This is a genomic window from Ferruginibacter sp. (assembly GCF_031391665.1).
In the GTDB taxonomy this organism is placed as follows: Bacteria; Bacteroidota; Bacteroidia; order Chitinophagales; family Chitinophagaceae; genus Ferruginibacter.
On the sequence record NZ_JANMUN010000270.1, the window covers coordinates 1 to 23,503 of the forward strand.

Sequence of the window (23,503 nt, forward strand, 5' to 3'; positions counted from 1 at the left end):
ATTGCAGAAGGCGATTGATATTACTGATACTACTTTCAGGCATTTGCTGCAGTTTATAAAACCTGGTGCAATGGAGTATGAAATTGAAGCAGAAATTTATCATCAGTTTATGAAGCAAAGAAGTGCTGGTCCTGCTTATGGTTCTATTATTGCCAGCGGCAACAATGCAAGAGTTTTACATTATGTAGAAAACAACAGGGAATGTAAAGACGGTGAATTAATATTGATGGATTTTGGTGCAGAGTATGGAAATTATTGTGCCGATTTAACAAGAACAATTCCTGTTAATGGAAAATTTGGAAGAAGACAGAAAACAGTTTACAATGCCTGCCTGCATTTACATAATTACGCTGCAGGTATTTTAAAACCCGGTATAAGTATAATTGATTACACCGATAAAGTGGGTGAAGAAGCCACACAGGTATTTTTAAAAATTGGATTGCTGCGTAAAAGCGAAGTAAAGAATGAAGACGTTGAAAACAGGGCGTATAGAAAATATTTATACCATGGCATCAGTCATCATCTGGGTATTGATGTGCATGATTTAGGTACAAGAACCGAACCTGTAAAAGCAGGTATGGTATTTACCATTGAACCCGGCATTTATATTGAGGAAGAACAAATGGGTGTAAGAATTGAAAATAATTTTTGGATAACCAAAAATGGTAATAAAGATTTGATGAAAAATATTCCGATACTTGCAGAAGATATTGAAACGATGATGAAAAAGTGAGAGCAGACGACTGACAACAGACAATTGACGACTATGACAGACAATAAGAATTGATAATAAATCATCGTTGAATTTTTATTTTAGGTTATATGGCATTTAAATTTGAAAAGTTGACAGTATGGAAAATGGCTATTGATATGGCGGATGATGTACATACTTTAACAAGAAATTTTCCAAAGGAAGAAATATTTTCTCTTACATCTCAAATGAAAAGAGCAGCGGATTCAATTTCACTAAATATTGCCGAGGGTTCAACTGGTCAATCGGATCCTGAATAAGGAAAGTTTTTAGGATATGCACAACGCTCTGCTTTAGAAGTTGTCAATTGTCTTTATCTTGCTATAAAAAGAAAATATACTAGTCAGCAAGACTTTGATAAATTTTGTTCATCTTTAGAAATATTAGTAATCAAAATTCAAGCTTTCAAAAATTCTATTAAAAAATAAACATAATCACAGTCGTCTGTTGTCTGTCGTCGGTGGTCTTTTAACAATGAAACAAATTCCCAACCTCTTTACTTTATTAAATTTAGTTTTCGGCTGCCTTGCAATTATTGCAATACTGCAAAACGGCATTACCATACAATACAATGCCGAAGGCGCTCAGTTTATTGATATGCCTGAAAAAATATGGATGGCATCTTTATTTATTGGCCTTGCAGGCGTGGTTGATTTTTTAGATGGCTTTGTTGCCCGTTTATTTAATGCCAGTTCCGAAATGGGTAAGCAATTAGATTCATTGGCAGATGTGGTAAGTTTTGGTGTGGCACCATCTTTAATTCTGTATCAATTTTTAAGATTGAGCGTGGCACAGCAGGAAGATGGATTGAATGCTTCGATAATTTGGTTGCTGCCTGCATTATTAATTGCATGTGCTGCGGCTTACCGGTTGGCAAAATTTAATATTGATGCTTCGCAATCGTACGGATTTAAAGGCGTGCCAACACCGGCAGTGGGAATATTGATTGCATCTTTTCCTTTAATATACTGGCATTCGCCAACAGATATTGTGGTAAATGTGCTGTTGAATAAGTGGGTATTGTACGCAATAATTATTTTTTTATCCTGGTTAATGATAAGCAATCTGCCCATTATGGCTTTAAAATTTAAAAATTTTACATTAAAAAATAATTTACCCAAAATAATTTTAGTTGTAATTGCTGTAATTGCAGCATTGTTACTGCAGTGGATTGCAGTACCGGTGGTGTTCATTGCTTACATTATTTTATCTTTGGTGTACAAACAAAAATAATTATGATTTATACAGTACAGGTAAAAGTTATGCCGCTTAAAGATTTATTAGATCCGCAGGGTAAAGCGGTAATGGGTGGTTTGCAGAATTTAGGAATTAAAAATGTAGCCGATGTAAGAATTGGTAAACATATTGATTTGCAAATTGAAGCCGGCAGCAAAGAAGAAGCCTTGACCGCCGCAGAAGAAGCTGCAAAAAAATTGCTGGCAAACCCGGTAATGGAGTACTACGAGTTAACAGTCATTTAAAAATTTCTGATGTTAGATTTCTGATTTATGATTTGCTGAGCAGGTATCATAAATAATACATCATACATCATAAATCATACATTCAGCTATGCTGTACATCATTCCCACTCCTATAGGTAATTTGGCCGATTTTACTTTTCGTGCAGTGGAGGTTTTAAAATCTGTTGATTTAATTTTGGCAGAAGATACCAGGACGTCTTCTGTTTTACTCAATCATTATCAAATACAAAAACCCATTTCTCCTTACCATCAGCACAACGAACATAAAATTGTTGCACACTTAACTGATCAGCTGGCTGCAGGTAAAACGATTGCATTACTAACGGATGCAGGTACACCGGGTATAAGTGATCCTGCTTTTTTATTGGTACGGGCTTGCGTAAAAAATAATATCAGGGTAGAGTGTTTGCCTGGTGCAACAGCATTTGTGCCGGCATTGGTAAACAGTGGCTTGCCTATAAACAGTTTTTGTTTTGAAGGTTTTTTACCTTTAAAAAAAGGCCGTCAAACCATGATGAAAAAATTAGCTGAAGAAGAAAGAACAATGGTTTTTTATGAAAGCCCCATGCGGCTTGTTAAAACTTTAAATGAATTTATTCAATATTTTGGTGCCGAAAGACAGTGTTGCGTTAGCCGTGAGCTTACCAAAAAATTTGAAGAAAATAAAAGAGGTAATTTACAGGAAGTGCATGATTACTTCAATGATAAACAGGTAAAGGGAGAAATTGTAATTGTGGTGGAAGGAAAACCTTAAAAATATTTACTGCTATGAGATTTTGTGTTATTTTAATTTTCTCTTTTTTTTTGCTACTGGAAAGTTTTTCTCAAATACCCAGCTCGGTAGTTAAATACAATAGTATTGGTATTTTTAAAATTGATGAACCAAAGGCAAAGTATAATAAAATATTAACTCCAATACCGAGTGGAAATCAAAAATGGAAGGATGATTTTTACACTATGTATATTAATAATAGGGATAGTTTGATTCCTGTTACAATAGATACTATACGTTTTGATAATGTATTTTTTAATTTTATTGGAGATAGTAATCTTTCTGATTTTTGGTTGGATATTTTATACAATGATAGTGGGACTAGAAAAATTTCCAGATATCAATTTACTGACGGCGAAAAGCATTTTCAAATAATAAAAACATACGTAGAGCATCAGTTACAAAAAAAAGGGGAATATAAAAATTATTCCGGGTTGAAAAGTTATATATATTACGGATATGAATGGCGGAGGAAAGGATTTAAAGTAAGATTAGACATTCAGCATGACGCTGTCAATCCTAAAAGCAGCAGTATTATATTAACCTTTGCAACAAAGTACAGCCCTTTCTGGTAGTTAAAGATTCAGCAATTAGCACAATTAATATAATTAATACCATTCACTCACTTCACTTAACTCTTTCCTTTTTATATCCGGGACCCAACATTCTTCCGCTGCGTAGCCAACCGGTATTACCAAAAATGCTTTTTCATTAGCTGGCCTTTTTAAAATTGTACTTAAAAAATTCATAGGGCTGGGTGTATGCGTAAGTGCTACCAGGCCTGCATTATGTATGGCAGCTAACAAAAAACCGCAGGCAATACCGCAGCTTTCATTGGCATAATAGGTATTGGTTTTATTTCCAGTTGCATCAAAATCATAACTCTTTTTAAAAACAATAACCAGGTACGGAGCAATTTCTAAAAACTCTTTTTTCCAGTCGGTTTGTAAAGGCAATAAATCTTTTTTCCATTCTTCGGGCATTCTGCCGTTATAACTTTCGTATTCTGCTTTTTCTGCTTCAATGCGTATTTGTTTTTTTATTTCGGGGTTGCTTACCACACAAAATACCCACGGTTGCTTGTGTGCACCGCTGGGCGCAGTGGATGCGGTGAGGATTATATTTTCAATTACTTCTTTTGGTATTAGCTTGTCACTAAAATCACGGCAGGTCCTTCGTTCATTCATAAAAGTGTAAAAATCTTTGCACCGTATTTTCATCATTTCGATATCGTAAAATTGCCGTTCAAATAAAATAAATGGAAAATCGTTAATGTTTTTTTTACTCATCATAAATACTTTTTTACAAGATACTGATTTGCTGTAATTCAGTGGCAGTAATAATTTCAGCTAAATTTTACGTTATATTTATTTTATAAAGAGAAGAGTGATTTCTTAGTTTTTTATTTTACCAGAATGTTAAATAAAAAAATTACCAGTTTAGGGTATTGACAAATTAGTTTACATGTTTTAATCTTGCATTGTAATTCCCAAGTCCACTTCCTGTAAATACCTTATCCCTTTCTTCTAAGCCGCAGCAATCACCGCATGAGAGCATTTAAGTGTATTGTTCATTAATGAAATGAACAGTTACCTGTATGTTTAGCATTCAACTTTAAAAAAATAAAAAAGTTGATACAGGCAATGTATTGCTAAAAAAGAAGTAAATGAATTTATGATAGACAAGGCATTAAAATTTATAACAGAGGAGATCAATAATTATCTCTTAACTAAATTGTCTTTTTCGGGCAGCAGTAAAATTGTATTAGACAATATTGCCAAACTGCAGGAGACCAGCGGTGGCGGAAGCACCAATAAAATAATTCTTTCTTTAGTAAATATTGAAGAAGACAGGATAAGTAAAAACCCCGATAACTTTTATAAAACTGATGATAATAAAGTGGTGTATAAAAACGCACCTATTCATTTAAATCTCTATTGTCTTTTTGCCTACAACCATGGCGAGAATGATTCTGAAAGCACTAATCATTACGAAGAAGCATTGCTCTATATCTCCTATGTAATTCGTTTTTTTCAGCACCGCAATGTTTTTACTGCAAGTAATTCACCAGCGCTTGATGCCGGTATTGAAAAATTATTGATGGAATTGCATACGCTGGGCTTTGAGCAACTGAATCATTTATGGGCAGTGCTGGGAGGTAAGTATTTGCCATCGGTGTTGTATAAAATGCGGCTGGTGGTTATTGATGAAAATTTACAGTCGGGTGTTGGCGAATTAATTAAAAATGTAAGTGTGGCAGAAAATTAAAATTTATGAGTGTACAATTTCAATCTTTATTTACAATACAGGTATTACATGATTATTACAATAAGCATGATAACAAGTGTACCGATTTTGATATAGTGCCATCAGAAGATTGCAGTTTGATGATGAAAAATATGCAGGTGCTGCACAAAAATTACAATAATAAATTGCTTACGGTTATTAATGCCAGTAAAGAGATAAATGATACACCACCTCCTGATTTTAAACTAACACCGTTTTTAGATTTTAAAAAAGAAGTTGTTTTTCGCTGGTACTTAATTTTAAAAAACCCTCATTTCTCCAATTTTACAGCAGTAGGATTAAAGCAATCAGAAAAGAAACGTTTTTATTTCAGTAATCTTTCTAAAAATAAAGTAGGCAGTACATTAAGTTTATCAAATTCAATTTTACCTCATACCATAAGCAAAATTTATGCACCGGGCAATATAGTAAAAGCACCCGATAATAATTTTTACGAAGCCATACGCATAAGTGATGGTACAGCTGCATCAAAAGATATTTCGAATGCTGCTTACTGGCAAAAAACAAGCGCTAACAATCCATATGCAAGCGATGCAGACGAAGTGGTAATTGCTGGTGACACTTACAATTACAAATTAAAAACCCCGGCGGGTAATATCACCATAAAAATATTTGGCTTAAATAAAACTGATGTAAACCTGCAGTATGATAATCTTGTAGAAACAGTAGAAAAAACATTTACGCAAAACCAGGAAACAGTAGCGATTGACCTTTCTAAAAAACCTTTGGGAAAATATAAAATTGTTGTTAACAGTGAAGATGATACATGGGTGTATGTGGATACCAATGCGGTAAAACAAAATATTTTTGGCATTGTTGAAATACATCATTTTGAAAAAGTGCCTGCAGATTTTCAATTACTAACATCAGGTAATCATATTAAAATACCCGAACCCGTTTTTACCATCTGGTTTAAAAACCGTTCTGTTATCTGGAAATATATTTCTCAAAATGGTGCCATTGGCGTAACTGATGCTTCGCCAACACCGCAAAATTTTTTACCGGCCAGCGATGTACTGGTTAAATCACAAACTGCCATTGCACTAACTGAAACACCGTTGGCAACTTTAACTGCAACAAAAACTGCAGGCGGTAAACAAATAAAAAATTTAAAAAACCCTGAAATAGAAAAATTAGTTTTCGAGCTGGATGGTGCAACAGGTTTTTTTGCATCCAACATGTATGTAAAAATTGACACTTAAAAAATAAACAAAATTTTTAACTAACAAAAATTATAATTATGGCAACTTACAAAACACCCGGTGTGTATATTGAAGAGATAGCACTCTTTCCTCCATCGGTAGCGCAGGTGGAAACTGCAATTCCTGCATTTATTGGTTATACCGAAAAAGCAAAAAAAGACAACGATGAATTAAACATGCTGCCCACACGTATTACTTCGCTGGTGGAGTATGTGCAGTATTTTGGGTTGCCGGAATTTGAAAAAGATATTGAAGTAACCCTAACCGGCGATGCCACTGTTAAAACTGTAATTGATGTAAATTTTGCAGCAGGCAAAACACCCAGCAATCATATTATGTATTATGCTTTGCAGATGTTTTTTGCTAATGGTGGCGGCCCATGTTATATTATTTCGGTGGGTACTACCGCTGCGGCTGCAGGTACAATTGATAAGGCTAAATTAAAAGAAGGCCTGGATGCTTTAAAAAAAGAAGACGAACCAACATTAATTATTTTTCCTGAAGCCATATTGGGTTTGGATGATGCCAACCACGGTGCAATAATTTCGGATGCATTAAAACAATGCAAAGAATTAAAGGACCGCTTTACTATCATTGATGTAAAGGTGGATAAAACGGATACCATAGCAGAAAATGCAGCAACATTCAGAAATAATGTAGCTGGCACTCTGGATGAATTGAAATATGGCGGCTGTTATTATCCATACATTAAAACAACTTTCCCCTATGCTTATAAAGAAGCAGATATAAAAATAACCGATAGCCGCACCAATATTGTAACAGCACTTGGCGGCGCTTCACTCGATGGTATAAAAGCTGTTGATAACAGTTTGGCAAACCAGGTAAAAGCAAAACTTAACAGCTTTTTTATTACGCTGCCTCCTGCATCAAGCGTTGCCGGTATTTACGCATCGGTTGACCGTGACCGTGGTGTATGGAAAGCCCCGGCAAATATTCCTGTTTCCAACGTAGTGGGTCCGGATGTAAAAGTTACTGATGCCGATCAGGATGGATTAAATGTAGATGTTACTGCAGGCAAGTCTATCAATGTAATTCGTGCTTTCACTGGCAAAGGAACATTGGTTTGGGGTGCAAGAACTTTAGCCGGTAACGATAATGAATGGCGTTATGTTTCTGTCCGCCGCTTTTTTAATATGGTGGAAGAATCGGTAAAAAAAGCTACTTACCAATTTGTGTTTGAACCCAACGATGCCAACACCTGGGTTAAGGTAAGGGCCATGATAGAAAATTATTTAACCGTTTTATGGAGGCAGGGTGCATTGGCAGGCGCAAAGCCCGAACATGCTTTTTATGTAAAAGTGGGACTTAATATAACCATGACGGCGCAGGATATACTGGAAGGATACATGAATGTGGAAATTGGAATGGCAGTGGTTCGTCCGGCAGAATTTATTGTGCTCAAGTTTTCTCACAAAATGCAGGAATCATAGAACAGGCCGATAGACCACAGACTACAGGCCTCAGTAAAGCGTGGTTGTCTGTTGTCAGTGGTCGGTCGTCTGCATTCAAAATATTTTCAATCAAACTAAACAAATAATATTATGGCAAACTATCCCTTACCAAAATTTCACTTCCGTGTGGAGTGGGGTGGCGCAAAAATTGGGTTTTCAGAAGTAAGCGGTTTATCTGTAGAAACAGATGTGGTGGAATACCGTGACGGCAGCAGCCCGGAATTTCATAAAATAAAAATGCCCGGCATGCAAAAGTTTGGCAACATTACAATGAAACGTGGCATTTTTCAGGGCGACAACGATTACTTTAAATGGTGGAATACTGTTGCACTAAACACAATCGAAAGGCGTGATGTGACCATCAGCCTGCTCAACGAAAATCATGAGCCGGTAGTGGTATGGAAAATAAAAAATGCATGGCCATCAAAAGTGCAATCCACCGATTTAAAAAGCGATGACAATGGTGTGGCTATCGAAAGTATTGAACTGGCACACGAAGGTTTGGTAATGCAAAACGGCGATTAACTATGGCAAATATTTATCCACCGGTAGGTTTTTTTTTCCGTGTTGAGTTTCAGCTTGGCGGAGTGGGCAGTGCCGATGCTATGTTTCAGGAAGTAAATGGTTTTAATGCCGAGTTACTTACCGAAGAAGTAAGGCAGGGTGGTGAAAACCGTTTTTCTCAAACGCTGCCCACAAGGGCAAAGTACACCGACCTGGTTTTAAAAAGAGGATTGATAGTAAACTCTGCCATTGTAAAATGGTGTAAAGATGCTATTGAAAACTTAGACATAAAACCAATTACTGTTGTGGTAACACTGCTTAACGAAAAAAATACGCCTTTACAAACCTACAATATCGTTAACGCATGGCCTAAAAAATGGTCGGTGAGTGATTTTAATGCACAGGAAAGTAAAATAGTGGTGGAAACAATGGAACTGAGTTATCAATATTTTAAAGTGGCTTAAAGTTATGCCTGTAGAAATTTTAGAAATAGTAGTTCGTGCCAATGTGCAGGAGCAGGGCACAGCAGCTGCTGCTGCAATAACAGGTAATGCAAATGAAGATGATAATTTTCAAAGGCAACAGTTAATTGAAGAAGCTGTGGATCAGATGCTGGAAGTTTTACGCCGCAGGGAAGAACGCTAAAAAAATAATGTTATGAGTGGTTTTTTAGATAAAATAAAGATCATCGGTTTTAAGGAAGCTACCGAATCTTCGCTGGGTTTACCATTCAGTATTTACGTTGGTATGTTTAATCCTGAAAAATACAGCACTACCAAACAAAGTTTGTTTAACAACGACAGAAGACATGGTGCTACCGGCAGCGAACAGCGTTTTAACCGGGAGCAACCCCGAACTTTTAATTTTGATTTTTTGGTTGATGGTACAGGTGCATCCGGAGAAAAAAGAGAAGTGCTTGCAGATGTAATTTTATTCAGGGCCACCTGCGGATTTATTGGAGATACACACCGGCCAACTTATCTTATAATTCAGTGGGGAACATTTTTAGCCCGTTGTGTGCTTACATCATTAACTATTGATTATACATTATTTCGTCCCGATGGTACACCACTAAGGGCAACATTAAAAGCAAGCTTTACAGAATACACCACACCGGCACTGGAACAGTTGCAAAATTTTCTCAGCTCACCAGATGTAACCCACGTAAGAACAATTACTGCAACCGACAGGCTGGATCTAATGAGTTATAACATTTATAAAGATTCAAAATATTACATGGAGCTGGCAAGGGTAAACAACCTTAATAATTTTAGAAAATTAAAAGTGGGTGATAAAATTGTTTTTCCTCCCATTGAAAAAAATAAATAAAGTTGATAAAGCAATGTTTGTAAAAGTATAGGTCATTATTTAAAAACTGACAGTCTTTGCCTTATTGAACTTATCGAAATATTGTTGAAGACTGATTAATAAACAAAAACGATTGCAGAAAAATAATTCAAGAAAATAAATATGCCCAACCTCCGCCTTTTACCCAATCAACAAAATACCGACCTGGTAACGTTTTCCATTTTGGTAAACGGGACGCCGGTGGGTAACGAAATTGGCGTGGTGTCTATTGCAGTTAATAAAGAAGTAAATAAAATTCCCTGGGCAAAATTAATTATACAGGATGGCGATGTGGCAACAGAGGATTTTGCAGTAAGTAATCAGGATACATTTAAACCGGGAAACGAAATTGAAATACAAGCCGGGTATCATTCTGATGAGAGCACCATTTTTAAAGGCATCATAGTAAAACATGGGATAAAAATTTTGAGAGACAGGCATTCTTTATTAGAAATAGAATGTAAAGATGTGGTGGTAAAAACAACAGCTGGCAGAAAGAATAAATATTTTTTTGACAGCAGGGATACAGATGTGGTAGAAGAAATTTTAAACACTTATAATATACAAAGCGATATTACTGCTGATACAACTGATGCAACACACAAAGAAGTGGTACAGTATTATTCAACCGACTGGGATTTTATTGTTTGCCGTGCAGAAGTGAGCGGCAAATTAGTAATGCCTGATGATGGAACTGTAAAAATTAAAAAGCCGGATTTTACACAACAACCTGTTGCACTGTTGCAGTATGGTGGAAATATTTTAGAACTGGAAGCGATGATGGATTCCACTTATCAGTACGCTGGTGTATCAGCATCGGGATGGAATTATGCCAACCAGGAATTATCCGAACAGGATGCAGTGGAACCCGTATTGCAGGAAGGCGGCAATATCAGCAGCAGCAATTTATCGGGGGTGTTAGGTTTAGATACCTATAAATTATTTCACTCCGGTAGTATAAACGATCAGGAATTGCGGGGATGGGCAAGTGCACAATTATTAAAAAGCAAGTTATCAAAAATAAAAGGGCGTGTAAAATTTTTGGGCTTTGCAGAGGTAAAGCCCGGCAGTTTGGTAGAGTTGCAGGGAGTAGGTGACCGCTTTAACGGAATTGCATTTGTATCAACTGTACGCCACAGCATCAGCGATGGCAATTGGTACACCGATATTAATGTAGGCCTTACAACAAAATGGTTTGCACAGGAAGATGACGTATCTGGTTTGCCGGCAGCAGGTTTAATCCCTGCAATATCGGGTTTACAAATTGGTATTGTTACGCAGTTAGAAAATGATCCGGATGGAGAACACAGAATACAGGTACGTGTACCCGTAATTGATGCAGCCGCAGATGGTATTTGGGCAAGAGTGGCTTGTGTAGATGCCGGTAACGAACGCTGTTCTTTTTTCAGGCCCGAAGTAAATGATGAAGTAATTGTAGGATTTATAAATGATGATCCAAGGCATGCAGTAGTGCTGGGGATGTTTAACAGCAGTGCATTGCCTGTGCCTACTGATGTTTTTCCTGAAAAAGATGATAACCACATTAAAGGTTTTGTAACCCGTAGCAAATTGAAATTGACTTTTGACGATGATAAAAAAATCATTACCCTGCAAACACCGGCAGAAAATAAAATTGTAATTAATGATGATGAAGGAAGTATTGTATTGCAGGATCAGAATAATAATAAGATAACCATGAACAGTGATGGCATAACTGTGGAGAGTACAAAAGACCTGATCTTAAAAGCAGCCAATAATGTAAGCATTAAAGGGGTAAAAATAGAAGCAGAGGCAACCAGTGAATTTTCGGCAAAAGGAAACACAAAAGCAGCAATGCAAAGCAGCGGACAAACAGAAATAAAAGGCGGAACAGTAATGATTAACTAAAAATATTTTATGCCAGGCGCAGCAAGAGTAGGAGATATGCATACATGCCCAATGTCAACACCGGGAACACCGCCGGTGCCGCATGTTGGTGGACCAGTAAATCCGCCGGGCTGTATAACTGTTTTAATTGAAGGAAAGCCTGCAGCAAGAATGGGTGATTTATTAACCTGTGTGGGCCCGCCCGATAGTATTGTAAAAGGTTCGGCAACAGTATTAATTGGAGGAATGCCTGCAGCAAGAATGGGAGATACAACTGCACACGGCGGTTCAATAACTCTGGGAAGTTTTACCGTGATGATTGGAGGGTAGATGATGTATTTTATTTCAAATTAACTCAGCGAAATCTCTTTCTCTCTTTTCTCTGCGTTAAAAAAGTAAAGTTTATGGAAGCAAAAAAATCTTTTCTCGGTGTTGGCTGGTCTTTTCCTCCAACATTTTATAAAAATCCCTGCAGGGTACAAATGGTATCCGATGAAGAGGATATTGAACAGAGTTTAAAAATTCTTTTATCTACCCGGCACGGCGAAAGAATTATGCAACCCGAGTATGGCTGCAATTTAGACGTGCTGTTGTTTGAACCTATCAATACATCACTCATCACTTTTGTAAAGGACTTGATTGAAAAAGCAATTCTTTATCACGAGCCAAGGATCGATCTTAAAAAAATAGAAATAAAAACCGATCAGGTACTGGAAGGTTTATTACTTATAGAAATGGAGTATGTAATTCGTACCACCAACTCAAGGTACAATTTAGTGTACCCGTTTTATTTAAAAGAAGCTGAACAACAGCCAAAATAAAAGCTATGTGTGCAATAATAAAAAACCCGTTACAGAGAGATGGCATCAGCCAGAAAGAACGTTTGCTTAAAGCGCTGCTGCCGCAAAATGCAAAAATTGATGACAGGAAAACTGAAGACATACTTTCGTTTGCAACGGAGTACAGCAAATTAATTAATTATTATAATACTGAAAATAAACCCGAAGGCGACTGGAGTTGTTTTTACGAAAACGATCCCTGTATTTTGCTGGCACAGTTAGCTACCATTGATACGGATAGTATTGAAACCGCTTTTAAAAATTTAGAAGAACAGGTAAATAATTATTTTACTAAAAAAGATTGCGAACCCGAATATGCATGCGAAGTAGATCCACTGCCAGGTTATTATGATGAAATTATTAACCTCATTTACAGCATTGCACGCCGCATACAAATGGCCTGTACAAAATTACCCGATGGACATTTATTAAAAGAAGAGATCATTACCACAATAAAAAATAATTTGCATCTTGCCATTATTGATAATAAGCAACAGGATGCACTGATCAAATTAATTGGATACGATAAAGGAAGCCTTGCACCACTGAATGATTACAGCCCTTTTATCGCAACCCCAAAAAACAATTTTTGTATTTGTACCAAAGCCTGGCAACTGGACCAGGAAGGTTACGATTGTATTTATCCTGACAATTCATTTGACCTTGCGGCATTAAAAAATTTATTTTATATATTTTTTATTGAGCTGGTTAAAATAAAACAAAGGGCAAAAGTTTATTTTGAAGACTGTATTGCAAATAATGATACCCATCAGCCGCATGTTACTTTGTTCCTTACTTTTTTATATCTTTTTCAGTATGCCATCGATCACTTAAATACGTTGACACGTTCTCATCTTTTATACTACTACGAAAAAGTTTTATGCCTGCATAAACTAAAAGAAGTGCCCGATAAAGTGCATGTAATATTTGAACTGGCAAAAAATTTTCATACCCATTTAATAGAAGAAGGCACTTTACTAAACGGTGGTAAAGATGATGCCAGCAAACAAATGGTATATGCTTTACTGGAAGAAGTGGTAGTGAATAAAGCAAAAGTAGAAGAAATAAAAACAGTTTATATAAATGAAACAACCGGTGTAGTACATACTGCAGTAAAAGCAGACAGTAAAGATGGTATTGAAGAAGCATTTAATAAGGAGGAACAGGCATACTGGAAATCGTTAGGCAGCACCGAAAGCCCAAAAGATGAAATTGGTTTTGCGTTGGCATCACCCATGTTTTTTTTAAAAGAAGGATTACGTGCCGGCATGATAAGTTATAAACTAAAAGATACAATGCCCGGCAAGACTATTGCAGAGTATGAAGATTTGATACGGCAGGCAAATTCTTTTCGAGTGTATTACAGCTCGGGTAAAGAATGGATTGAAATTGAAAATGTATATGAAGTGCTGGAAAGAATTTTATTGCGCTATCCGCTTTTAAACGATCTGTATCAAAAAAATAAAAATAAAGTAAGCAGTTTTATACATAAGCAATTGGATGCGTTGAAAGAGCTGTACGAAAAATTGTATCCTGAAACTGCAGCAATAAAAACAGCAGCACCTGAAACAGCAGCTGCAATTAAAGCTGCAAAAAAAACTGATGATAATTTTGATATAAATGCACTGATGGAATTTGTTGAAAAAGCAGATGCTGGCATGGTGGCTTCGTTTTTAACAGACGAGACAATCACCATTTCAGCAGCTGCAAAAAAAACAAAAAAAGCAGGCATAGTTACCACTGCAGCAACAGAAGCAGAATACCTGGCTGCATTGCAAAAAGAAATTTTACAAATACGTAATGATATACTGGCAATAAAACAGGTGTATGTTAACAGGGCTGATATAACCAGGAAAGAACTGGATTTTTTCTTTGTTGCAAACACAACAGCTTTACCTTTTACAACTTTGCAAACTGATGAAAAAAATCCGGATATAAATTCTACTTGGCCCATAATAAAAACACTGGTTAAAAATAATGTTGATGCCAATGGTGCTGATAGCTGCCAGTATAATACCGTAAAAAATTTACAAATAAAAGGTGCAGATATAAAAGTGGCTGCTTACGGAATGAAGGATATTGTAGTGCAGAACGATACTGCTATATTAGATAATTCAAAAGAAATACAACCCTTTACTGCAAGGCCTTACAACGGCTCTTATTTTTATGTTGGCAGTAAAGAAGTGTTTCAAAAAAAATTAGATTTTGTTGGCGTGCAAATGGAGTGGGCTGCAAAACCTGCAGATTTTCCCACTCACTATGCCAACTATATTACAACAGGTATCACCAACCAGTCTTTTACAACCAAAGCAGAAATATTAAGTGGTGGCGAATACCAGGATATTTTTCCTAATGGCAATCAAAATTTATTCAACACCAATTTCAGGGGTAAAACAATTATTGCATTAGGAGAAATAAAAAAAGAAGATAATGGCAATGGCACACCGGGGATAACCATTGGTGCCGGGGCTGATTTAAATGCAAAAGATCTTTCACAATTGCAAAACAGTTTCGAACTCCGTTCTTTTGCAAGGGATCCTTACATAAATGATTTTGCAGATTATAATGTTAATGTACGCAGGGGTTTTATGCGGATGGCTTTAACGCCAACTGATTTTTTGCATGATGAATACCCGAGGGCATTAATGAAAGCGGTGATCGGTGTGAAAGAACCAATAACCGATGCAACAAAACTTATTAAAGAGCCATACACACCAAAAGCAAAAAACACTTCATTGTTTTATGTTTCTACAGAACGAACATTGTTTGGTGCTAATAATTACAATGCCACAATCGAACAGTTTTATCATATCACTCCGTTTGGTTATAATAAAATGGAAATTGATAAAGTTGCCGAAGTGTTTTTGTTACCACAGTTTAACAATGCTGCTGCAACATTATTTACACAAGGCAATTTATATATTGGTTTAAAAGATGCTGAAAAAGAACAGAAAGTAAATATACTGTTCCAGGTTTTAGATGGTACAGGCGATAACCGTTTTGCACCACCGGATATTGAATGGAGTTATTTGGTAAATAACGAATGGGTGGCTTTTAAACCTTTCGAAATTCAGGACCATACAAGGGCAGACGAAAGCAGCCGGAAAAGTTTATTAAAATCCGGCATTATAGAATTTAGTTTACCCAAAGCAATAACAAGCGAAGCAACAACTATCCTCAATTCAAAATTACTCTGGCTAAGGGCTGTGGCGCATGAAGATTTATTGATAACAACCGACAGCGATGCTATGCTTGGCCTGCAACGCATTGCTGCACTGCCCGATTTAGTTGCCATTATTGCACAGGCTGGCATTGCTGAATTTGAAAATAATAATAATTCACTATCGCATTTAGCTGCTCCATTGCCGGCAAAAACAATTGCAAAATTTATCGATAGTCGTGCGGCAATAAAAAAATTAGAACAGCCTTATTATTCTTTTGATGGCCGCCTGCCCGAAAACGATTACCAGTTTTATACAAGAATAAGTGAAAGGCTGCGCCATAAAAACAGGGCCATTTGTATTTGGGATTACGAACGTTTGGTGCTGCAGGCATTTCCGCAATTGCATAAAGTAAAATGCCTTAATCATACAGGCATAGCCGAAAATTTATTGCAACCCAACATTGTTAAGTTAAGAGAAATTATACCGGGCTTTGTAACGGTTTCTGTAATTCCCGACCTCACCAATAAAAATGCGATTAACAAATTAGAACCACGGGTGCCTGTTGGAATGCTGGACGAAATAAAAGTATTTCTTAAAAAACGTACCAATCTTTTTGTTGCATCCGCATATACATCCAGCCTGGATTATTTGCAGGTACTAAACCCATTGTACGAGCCGCTTAAAGTTAAAACCTGTGTTCGTTTTTACGAAGGGGTTGATGTGGCGTATTACAAATATGTATTGAACGAAGATTTAAAAAAGTTTCTTTCTCCCTGGGCATTCGATACTAATAAAGAGATAAATTTTGGTTCCACCTATCATAAATCTGCCATTTTAAATTTTATTGAAGAAAGAAAATATGTAGATGTGGTTTTGGGTTTTGAAGTAGTACATTATAAAGATGGAACAGCGCAACCCGATTATGATGCCGATTGGATAATTCCCACAACATCACGTTCTATTCTTACATCATACAATTTAATTGATGCAGGGCAGGAGTATGAACATACCATTGAGTTTGTTCCTTATAATGAGAATGATCCATGCCCTGCGTGCAGTGTAACACCGGTGAAAGAATTTGCAGATGAAAAAAATAATTGCTAAAACAACAAACAATGACAGAGAACATCACAATATCTAAAACGCCTCCGCCATTTGCCAGTATGGATTTTGCAATGCTACGTGATATTGGTATAAAACATTTTGAAAAAATGGGCAGCAAATTATGGACAGATTATAATTTGCACGACCCCGGCATTACTATTATGGAAGTGCTTTGCTATGCCATTACAGATTTGGGTTACCGAACTAATTTTTCTATAGAAGATATTTTGACTTCTGCCAATAACTATGCCGGTGAAAAACAATATTTTGATGCACTGGAAATTTTAACCTGCAACCCGGTTACAGTAAATGATTTTAGAAAAATATTAATTGATTTAAAGGGAATAAAAAATGCCTGGCTGGTAAAAACAACGCACCAGGAAATGCCATTGGTTGCAGAAAATAAATTGGGCAGTGATTGGCTTACAAGATTTAAAAACCCTACTGGCGATGCAGATACTGATAAATTAAAAGAAATTAAATTAAACGGTTTATACGACGTGTATATTGATTTGGAAGATGACGTTGACCCTAAAGATTTAGATACAGTAAATGATATAACCCAGTGTGCCTGGCAGCAATTATGGCGCCACCGCAACCTTTGCGAAGATTTTGTAACCATTAATGTAATTGAAGAAACAGAATTTGGTATTGAGGTACAGGTGGAATTATGCCCCGATGCAGATGTAAATAAAGTAGCTGGCGATATTTATTATTACATACAGGAATTTCTTACACCTACTATTCCGTTTTACAGTTTTAAGGAAATGTATGAAGTAAAGAAAAAATTGTGTGAAGAGATTTTTGAAGGCCCGGTTTTATGCAATGGTTTTATTGATGATGCAGAACTGGACAAAGCACAACTACGCAAAGAAATTTATGTATCGGATTTATGGCAGGTAATTATGGATGTGTGTGGTGTGGCCGGCATTAAAAAATTAGTGATTAAAAAATGTGATGGCGATAAAGTTATTGAAGAAGGCTCGGATAAAAAATGGTGTTTAAAAATTGCCTCTTATCATAAACCCAAATTGGTTTTGGCATGTTCTGCTATTTCTTTTCAAAAAGGATTTGATTGTGTTTTTGCTGACGACAGAAAACTGAGGGAAAGAATTGAGTTGAATAAAAAATTACATCAGCCTGTAAAAAAATCAAAAGATAAACCGTTGTTAGAAGCAGGTACAGAACGCAACCTGCAGGAATATTTTACCATACAAAACGAATTTCCCTTTACCTACAAAATTGCAGAAGGGCAGATAATAGAAAACGACAGCATAGAAAGAAAGGCCCAGGTAAAACAACTAAAAGGATATTTATTGTTGTTTGATGAATTACTGGCCAATTATCTTATGCAATTGTCAAGAGTTAAAGATTTACTTTCCATAAGCCAGCCCGAAGAGCATTCTTATTTTTATCAAACATTATATAACATTCCCGGTGTAAAAGATTTAATAAAGGCATTTCCTGAAGGAGGTAGTGCCGATGACTGGCAAACATTTATTGCTGACGGTAATAATGATTATGTAAAACGTTTAAAAGAAATAATTGAATCAGAAACAAAACGCAAGCACCGTAAAAATATTTTTTTAGATCATTTGCTGGCACGTTTTGGAGAATCTTTTTCGGCTTATGCAATAAAAGTTTACGAAGAACAATGTGCATGTACTGCAACTGAAGAAGGCATTCAAATTGCTGATAAAACATTAAAAGATAAAGCTGCTTTTTTAAAACATATTCCGGAACTGAGCAGCGAAAGAGGAAAAGCATTTAATTACAAAGCACTCGATTGCGGTAAGCCCGATGTGTGGGATACCTGCAATGTTGCCGGGTTAAAGAAAAGGGTTTGTATGTATTTGGGTTTTGAAGATTTTAAACGCAAAACATTAACCTGTCCGCCGGAGTTTGAAATAAAAGCTTACCGTGTTATTACATCAGGTAAAGTTCAGGCCTATCGGCTTCGTTTAGATGATGAATCTGGCAACATGCTGCTTGATGGAGTAAAAGATTATAAACAAAAAGCCAATGCAGAAAAAGATGCCAGGGATTTAAAAGAGCAGATCCTCAGAGGAAATATCAGCAACTCTAATCCTCCTGTTAATGGCCATGTACGGGTGCAGGTAAAAGACAGGGAAGACGATATCGCATTGCAGAGCGAATTGATGAAGCCTTCCGATGCAACTGGTTTGAAGAACAAAATTGAATTAGCTGCTTTTCCTGATTGCTGTGCTATTGAAGGTTTTCATATTGTAGAACATATTTTATTGCGTGCCAAGGATGATGATTTTACGCCTCTGTTCGATCCTGTTATAGTACAGGATATGCTGGCACGAAAAGTTAAACTGCCCCCCACCGATTTATTAATTGAAGATGGTTACTCCTTTTGGATAACAGTAGCAGTACCCAACTGGTTGCCTCAGTATAAAAATAATAAAAACGCACAATACAAGTTTGAGCAATTGGTACGCAGGGAAACACCTGCACACATCCTGGTACGTTTTTGCTGGATGGATCCAAAAGAAATGTACCAGTTTGAAACAGCGTACCTGCAATGGCTGTACGAAAATGCTTTGGAAAAACCTAATGAAAGAGAGTTAACACAACATGTAAACAGTTTGGTGCAAATTATGAAGCAATGCAAATTCCGTATCCGTGAAATGGGAGATCCCTGTTTAAATAATACCACATCTGCTGATACTAAAAACTATAACTACAATTAAAAATAATTTTAAAATGACAACATGCGACAATATTGCCGATCTCTCCTCCAGCCAGCTTACCCGTGTTAAATTGTTGGGTATGGGTATTGTTTGCGGCCTGGAAGTTTTCAGGGATTCACAATGTTTTATCAGTATTACAAAAGGTATTGGAGTTACTTCAAAAGGAAATGTGATTTGTATTGCTGATAAAACAGTAAAATATTATAAAGAATATACCGACCCCAATAATTATTTTAATACACTCATCAATTGTAAGCCCGGCGCTGCTTATAAAAAATGCACCGTTTTCGAATTACTGGAACACCGGGAAGACGGTGCAACTTCTATCGTTCCTCAAAATATTGATTCAGTAGAAAAACCTTTTTTAGAAGGCAAGGTAGCATTGCTTTATTTGGAAGATGAAGAAAAAATGACCATACGCATTTTATTGATTGATGAAATGGATATGTGGGCAATATTAAAATGTGGCTGCATAACGGATACGCATTGCATAAAAACCCAGCCAAAGGAAGAAGAAGACATTTCAATATTTAATAAAGAATCAAAAAATACTTTACCCGCTGATGAAGATTTGTACAATACAGTGTATAAAAAATATATGCTCAAAAGCATTGCTATACGCCGTTTTGGTTACGGCAGTGTAGATATTGGTGATTTAAATGTTGGCGACAGTGCAGCAGAAAATCTTTTACCCAATTTTAATTTTACAGATACAGCACCCGAAAAAAGAAATGAAAAATATTTTAGTGAATACGAATTAATAATTGATGAAGCGCTTAAAAATTTGGATGATGAAATAGATAAGCTGCATAACCATTTTGGCTGTATGATTGACGCCTGCCATTGTAAGGATAAAAATAATGAGGCCGAAATAAAATCACCCTGCAACCCGGTAAATAAAGATACACCAACAGAAATGGGGCTGCAGATGCATAACATAAAAATTTTCAAGAGTTATTTTACAGTCATCAACAAAAAATGGGCTGTATATAAAAAAAACCGTAAGCCGGTGGAAAGCATACAATACTTTTATGATTTTGTAAAAGATTTAATTGCCACTTATAATGAATTACTGGATGAGTTGTACGAACTGGTAAACGATTGCTGTACCGGAACAGAATGTTTTCTACGCCATTTAATGCTGGGTAGAATTAAAGAAGAAGTTAGTTTTCAGCCTTCCATTTTTCGCCAGGAATATTTACAGCCACCGGTGTATAACGGCAATGCCAACCGCCTGCAGCAAATACGTTTTTTACACTGGCGCATGGTAATAATGATGAAATGTTTTTTTGTACCCGATTGGGAGCTGGATGATTTTAGTGACGAAAGTTATTATGATGTATTACAGATTGAAGGAGAAAAAAAATTAGGTCAAGATCCAAAATTGCCCGTACGCATTACACCCGGCCGGATGTTTAATGAGATGTTGGGTAAAAAAACTATTCCTTTTTATTACAATCTTTCCAACAGCCCATACTCTATACAAAACTATTGGCATTATTTATCAACTAAACACAACAGGGAAGATCACCAACTTTCTTTTTTCAATAAAGAAATACCCGGCTACACCAATTTGGATACCGTAATACACCCGTTTGTTTTTTCACTGCAGCAGTATCCTTTTTACAGGGTAGAAGGTCATACCGGAATGAAAATGCCCGATGCTGAAGCTGCCATTAAAAATTTAAGAAAAAGATATGCGCTGAGCTTTGATATTGTTTCTATAACATTTGAAGAGCTAAATAAATTATTTACACAGCCTGTGGGTGATGATGAATTTGCAGCTTATGGATTAGAGCATGTATGCGGCGTGCAAAAAGGTTATACATTTATTTTACTGCATGATGGGGAAAGTAAAACAAACCCAGGCGTTGTAGTGGCAGATTTTCAATTGCCGTTTATGGTTGTAAGAGAACCTAAACAAACAAAACTTCCACCTCCACCTCCACCTCCGCCAGCTGATGACAGAAAAAAAATAGAAGAGGAATGGAAAAAAATATTGGAGAGGATTACTGCCGCAGACACAAAATCTGATGAGTTAAAAAATATTCGTGGCATAGATGAAAAAATGGAAAAGGCTTTAAATGGCATTGGCATAAAATCTTATTTACAAATAAGTAAGTTAACGGAAAAAGATATTCCGGTAATGGCCGCAATGATTAATGTGGATGTAAAAGCAATTGATAAATCGTGGATTGAGGCTGCAATTAAAATGGTGGTAAAAGAAGGCAAACAATCATTGATAGATAAAATTGGTAAGGCTGCAGGCAAAGACGATTTAAAAACAATAAAAGGCATCGGCGAAAGTATTGAAGCAGAATTAAATAAAATTGGTATTGCAACGTATAAACAGCTTGCAACTTTAAACGCTGATGACATTCCTGAACTGGCAAAAGAAATGGGCAGGTTGCCACACACCATTAAAGATGACTGGTTTACAGAAGCTAAAAAATTAATGAAAAAATAAAATGCACAGCGGTAAATGATAAACTTACAGCACACGATAAAAAAATTTTCTTTGGAGTTGCAAACACAAAGTATTGAAGAAAGCTATGCTTTGCACAGGCGTTGCAATAAATTGGTTAAAGAAAATTTAATTGGCGGACTCGACAAAATATTATCAACTCAGTTCGATAAGGATGAAATAGTAAAGATTAATAAAATTGAAATTGATCTGGGTATTATCAGTAATAGCGATTTGGAGAAAGAATTTATTGAAAAATGTATAGCAGGCTTTGCCGAAAAAATAAAAAACATTAATGTCTCCAAAAAAATTGATAGTGCGTTACCTGAAATTGAAATAATTAATAAAGAAACTAACTGTATTGAGCAGTTTTTTTATTTTCTTTCAACAGGAAAAGTGCCCTGGGCTTTACAGGGAATTAATTTTGTAAACTGGCAAACTGAATTAATTGGTGCAATTAAAAATAACCAGGGATATTTTATTGAAAAATTAACTGAAACTGCGGCACTTCAACCGGCGGCAATAGAAAGACTGATAATTCAGTTTGATGATTTTTTTATTTTAGCTGTACTTCCGGACAATATTCCAATAGTAAAAACAGATCTCGAAAACTTATTTCTTGCAATTAAAAAAATAATTCCCTTTAGCCAAATGATTGCAGTAAGAAAAAAAATATTACAGGTGGTATTACCAGTCTTACTAAACTTTCCCCTTAAAAACGAAGAAAACAAAATACAGCAACTGATAGAAAACCTTAGTAAAGATTATCCAGGCACGGAAGAAAAAACATTAATTTCTTTACAAGAAAAAATTACAGCAATTGTTAAAAAGGTAAACGAAAATATTTTAGCGGGTGAGGTAAACAACATAACAGCAGAAAAAAAAATTAATGAAGAAGTGAAGATGGCTACAAAAAATGAAAGCACCGAAGAAAAAATAAATAATAGCACCGAAGAAAAATCAGTATTTATTGAAAATGCCGGTTTAATAATCCTGCATCCTTTTCTGCAAAATTTATTTAAAACAACAGGGCTGATGGAAGAGGAGCGTTTTAAAAGTGATTTCTGTAAACAAAAGGCGGCACATCTTTTACAATACCTTATAAATGGCGAACAGCAATTACCCGAATTTGTAATGCCCCTCAATAAAATTTTGTGTGGCCTTACCAACGAAGAGCATATTGACCGCTTTATACAATTGGAAGATGCTGAAATTAAAGAAGCCGGTGAGTTACTGAAAGCTGTAATTACACATTGGACAGTTTTAAAAAATACTTCGGCAGCATCCTTACAGCAAACATTTTTGCAGCGAAAAGGAAAATTAAGTTTTAATGAAACTGATGGTTACTGGAAACTGCAGGTAGAAAGAAATACAGTGGATATTTTATTGGATAAAATTCCCTGGGGTTTTGCTTATATAAAACTGCCCTGGATGCTTTCTCCTTTAGCCGTTGAATGGTAAAAATAGTTTCAAAATGTTTTACAAATATTTATCACACTAATAAAAATTACTA

20 protein-coding genes and 1 pseudogene are annotated in these 23,503 nt (G+C 36.0%); 20 read left to right on the forward strand and 1 reads right to left on the reverse strand.

Features of this window, described 5'->3' with window-relative positions; translation table 11 throughout:
* The 6 genes and pseudogenes from ACY651_RS20770 to ACY651_RS20795 form a co-directional block, all read left to right on the forward strand.
* Positions 1-733 (forward strand): M24 family metallopeptidase (locus ACY651_RS20770; RefSeq protein ID WP_462255441.1); only part of this gene is annotated, 733 nt, incomplete at its 5' end.
* A gap of 110 nt (positions 734-843) precedes the next feature.
* Positions 844-1,179, forward strand: a pseudogene (locus ACY651_RS20775) (four helix bundle protein).
* A 46-nt stretch (positions 1,180-1,225) separates the two neighbouring features.
* Positions 1,226-1,984 carry a CDP-alcohol phosphatidyltransferase family protein gene (locus ACY651_RS20780; protein WP_462255442.1) on the forward strand — a complete coding sequence of 253 codons (759 nt, stop codon included), beginning with the start codon at positions 1,226-1,228 and terminating at the stop codon, positions 1,982-1,984.
* A 2-nt stretch (positions 1,985-1,986) separates the two neighbouring features.
* Positions 1,987-2,232, forward strand: coding sequence for a phosphoribosylformylglycinamidine synthase subunit PurS (purS, locus tag ACY651_RS20785; protein WP_462255443.1), 246 nt, complete (start codon positions 1,987-1,989; stop codon positions 2,230-2,232).
* A gap of 88 nt (positions 2,233-2,320) precedes the next feature.
* A complete protein-coding gene (rsmI, locus tag ACY651_RS20790) occupies positions 2,321-2,986 on the forward strand; it encodes a 16S rRNA (cytidine(1402)-2'-O)-methyltransferase (RefSeq protein ID WP_462255444.1) in 666 nt (221 codons plus the stop codon).
* Positions 2,987-3,000: 14 nt separating this feature from the next.
* Positions 3,001-3,579 carry a hypothetical protein gene (locus tag ACY651_RS20795; protein WP_462255445.1) on the forward strand — a complete coding sequence of 193 codons (579 nt, stop codon included), beginning with the start codon at positions 3,001-3,003 and terminating at the stop codon, positions 3,577-3,579.
* Positions 3,580-3,612: 33 nt separating this feature from the next.
* On the opposite strand, the gene ACY651_RS20800 is transcribed toward ACY651_RS20795, so the two are convergent.
* Positions 3,613-4,296 (reverse strand): nitroreductase family protein, encoded by a 684-nt coding sequence (locus ACY651_RS20800; RefSeq protein ID WP_462255446.1) that lies wholly within the window; start codon positions 4,294-4,296, stop codon positions 3,613-3,615.
* Between the two features lie 382 nt (positions 4,297-4,678).
* Between ACY651_RS20800 and ACY651_RS20805 the strand changes: the two genes are divergently transcribed.
* The 14 genes from ACY651_RS20805 to ACY651_RS20870 all read left to right on the forward strand — a co-directional run bounded on the left by ACY651_RS20805 (position 4,679) and on the right by ACY651_RS20870 (position 23,451).
* Entirely contained in the window at positions 4,679-5,272 is a 594-nt protein-coding gene (locus tag ACY651_RS20805) for a Pvc16 family protein (RefSeq protein ID WP_462255447.1), read from the forward strand.
* Positions 5,273-5,277: 5 nt separating this feature from the next.
* Entirely contained in the window at positions 5,278-6,513 is a 1,236-nt protein-coding gene (locus ACY651_RS20810) for a hypothetical protein (protein WP_462255448.1), read from the forward strand.
* A gap of 38 nt (positions 6,514-6,551) precedes the next feature.
* Complete coding sequence (locus ACY651_RS20815) at positions 6,552-7,964, forward strand: phage tail sheath family protein (RefSeq protein ID WP_462255449.1); 1,413 nt, start codon at positions 6,552-6,554, stop codon at positions 7,962-7,964.
* 111 nt (positions 7,965-8,075) lie between these two features.
* On the forward strand, positions 8,076-8,510 hold the full coding sequence (locus ACY651_RS20820; protein WP_462219718.1) for a phage tail protein: 435 nt from the start codon (positions 8,076-8,078) through the stop codon (positions 8,508-8,510).
* Positions 8,511-8,512: 2 nt separating this feature from the next.
* Complete coding sequence (locus tag ACY651_RS20825) at positions 8,513-8,953, forward strand: phage tail protein (RefSeq protein ID WP_462255450.1); 441 nt, start codon at positions 8,513-8,515, stop codon at positions 8,951-8,953.
* Positions 8,954-8,957: 4 nt separating this feature from the next.
* The gene (locus ACY651_RS20830; protein ID WP_462255451.1) at positions 8,958-9,134 is read left to right on the forward strand and encodes a DUF5908 family protein; all 177 of its coding nucleotides are present in this window, start codon (positions 8,958-8,960) and stop codon (positions 9,132-9,134) included.
* A 12-nt stretch (positions 9,135-9,146) separates the two neighbouring features.
* Entirely contained in the window at positions 9,147-9,818 is a 672-nt protein-coding gene (locus ACY651_RS20835; RefSeq protein WP_462255452.1) for a CIS tube protein, read from the forward strand.
* Between the two features lie 141 nt (positions 9,819-9,959).
* Entirely contained in the window at positions 9,960-11,723 is a 1,764-nt protein-coding gene (vgrG, locus tag ACY651_RS20840) for a type VI secretion system tip protein VgrG (protein ID WP_462255453.1), read from the forward strand.
* 9 nt (positions 11,724-11,732) lie between these two features.
* A complete protein-coding gene (locus ACY651_RS20845; protein ID WP_462255454.1) occupies positions 11,733-12,032 on the forward strand; it encodes a PAAR domain-containing protein in 300 nt (99 codons plus the stop codon).
* Between the two features lie 74 nt (positions 12,033-12,106).
* Entirely contained in the window at positions 12,107-12,523 is a 417-nt protein-coding gene (locus ACY651_RS20850; protein ID WP_462255455.1) for a GPW/gp25 family protein, read from the forward strand.
* Positions 12,524-12,528: 5 nt separating this feature from the next.
* Positions 12,529-16,809 (forward strand): hypothetical protein, encoded by a 4,281-nt coding sequence (locus ACY651_RS20855; RefSeq protein ID WP_462255456.1) that lies wholly within the window; start codon positions 12,529-12,531, stop codon positions 16,807-16,809.
* Between the two features lie 11 nt (positions 16,810-16,820).
* On the forward strand, positions 16,821-19,526 hold the full coding sequence (locus ACY651_RS20860) for a hypothetical protein (protein WP_462255457.1): 2,706 nt from the start codon (positions 16,821-16,823) through the stop codon (positions 19,524-19,526).
* A 13-nt stretch (positions 19,527-19,539) separates the two neighbouring features.
* A complete protein-coding gene (locus ACY651_RS20865) occupies positions 19,540-21,993 on the forward strand; it encodes a hypothetical protein (protein ID WP_462255458.1) in 2,454 nt (817 codons plus the stop codon).
* A gap of 15 nt (positions 21,994-22,008) precedes the next feature.
* Positions 22,009-23,451: a contractile injection system tape measure protein gene (locus ACY651_RS20870; RefSeq protein ID WP_462255459.1), complete on the forward strand. Its 1,443-nt coding sequence runs from the start codon at positions 22,009-22,011 to the stop codon at positions 23,449-23,451.
* Positions 23,452-23,503 lie beyond the last annotated feature (52 nt).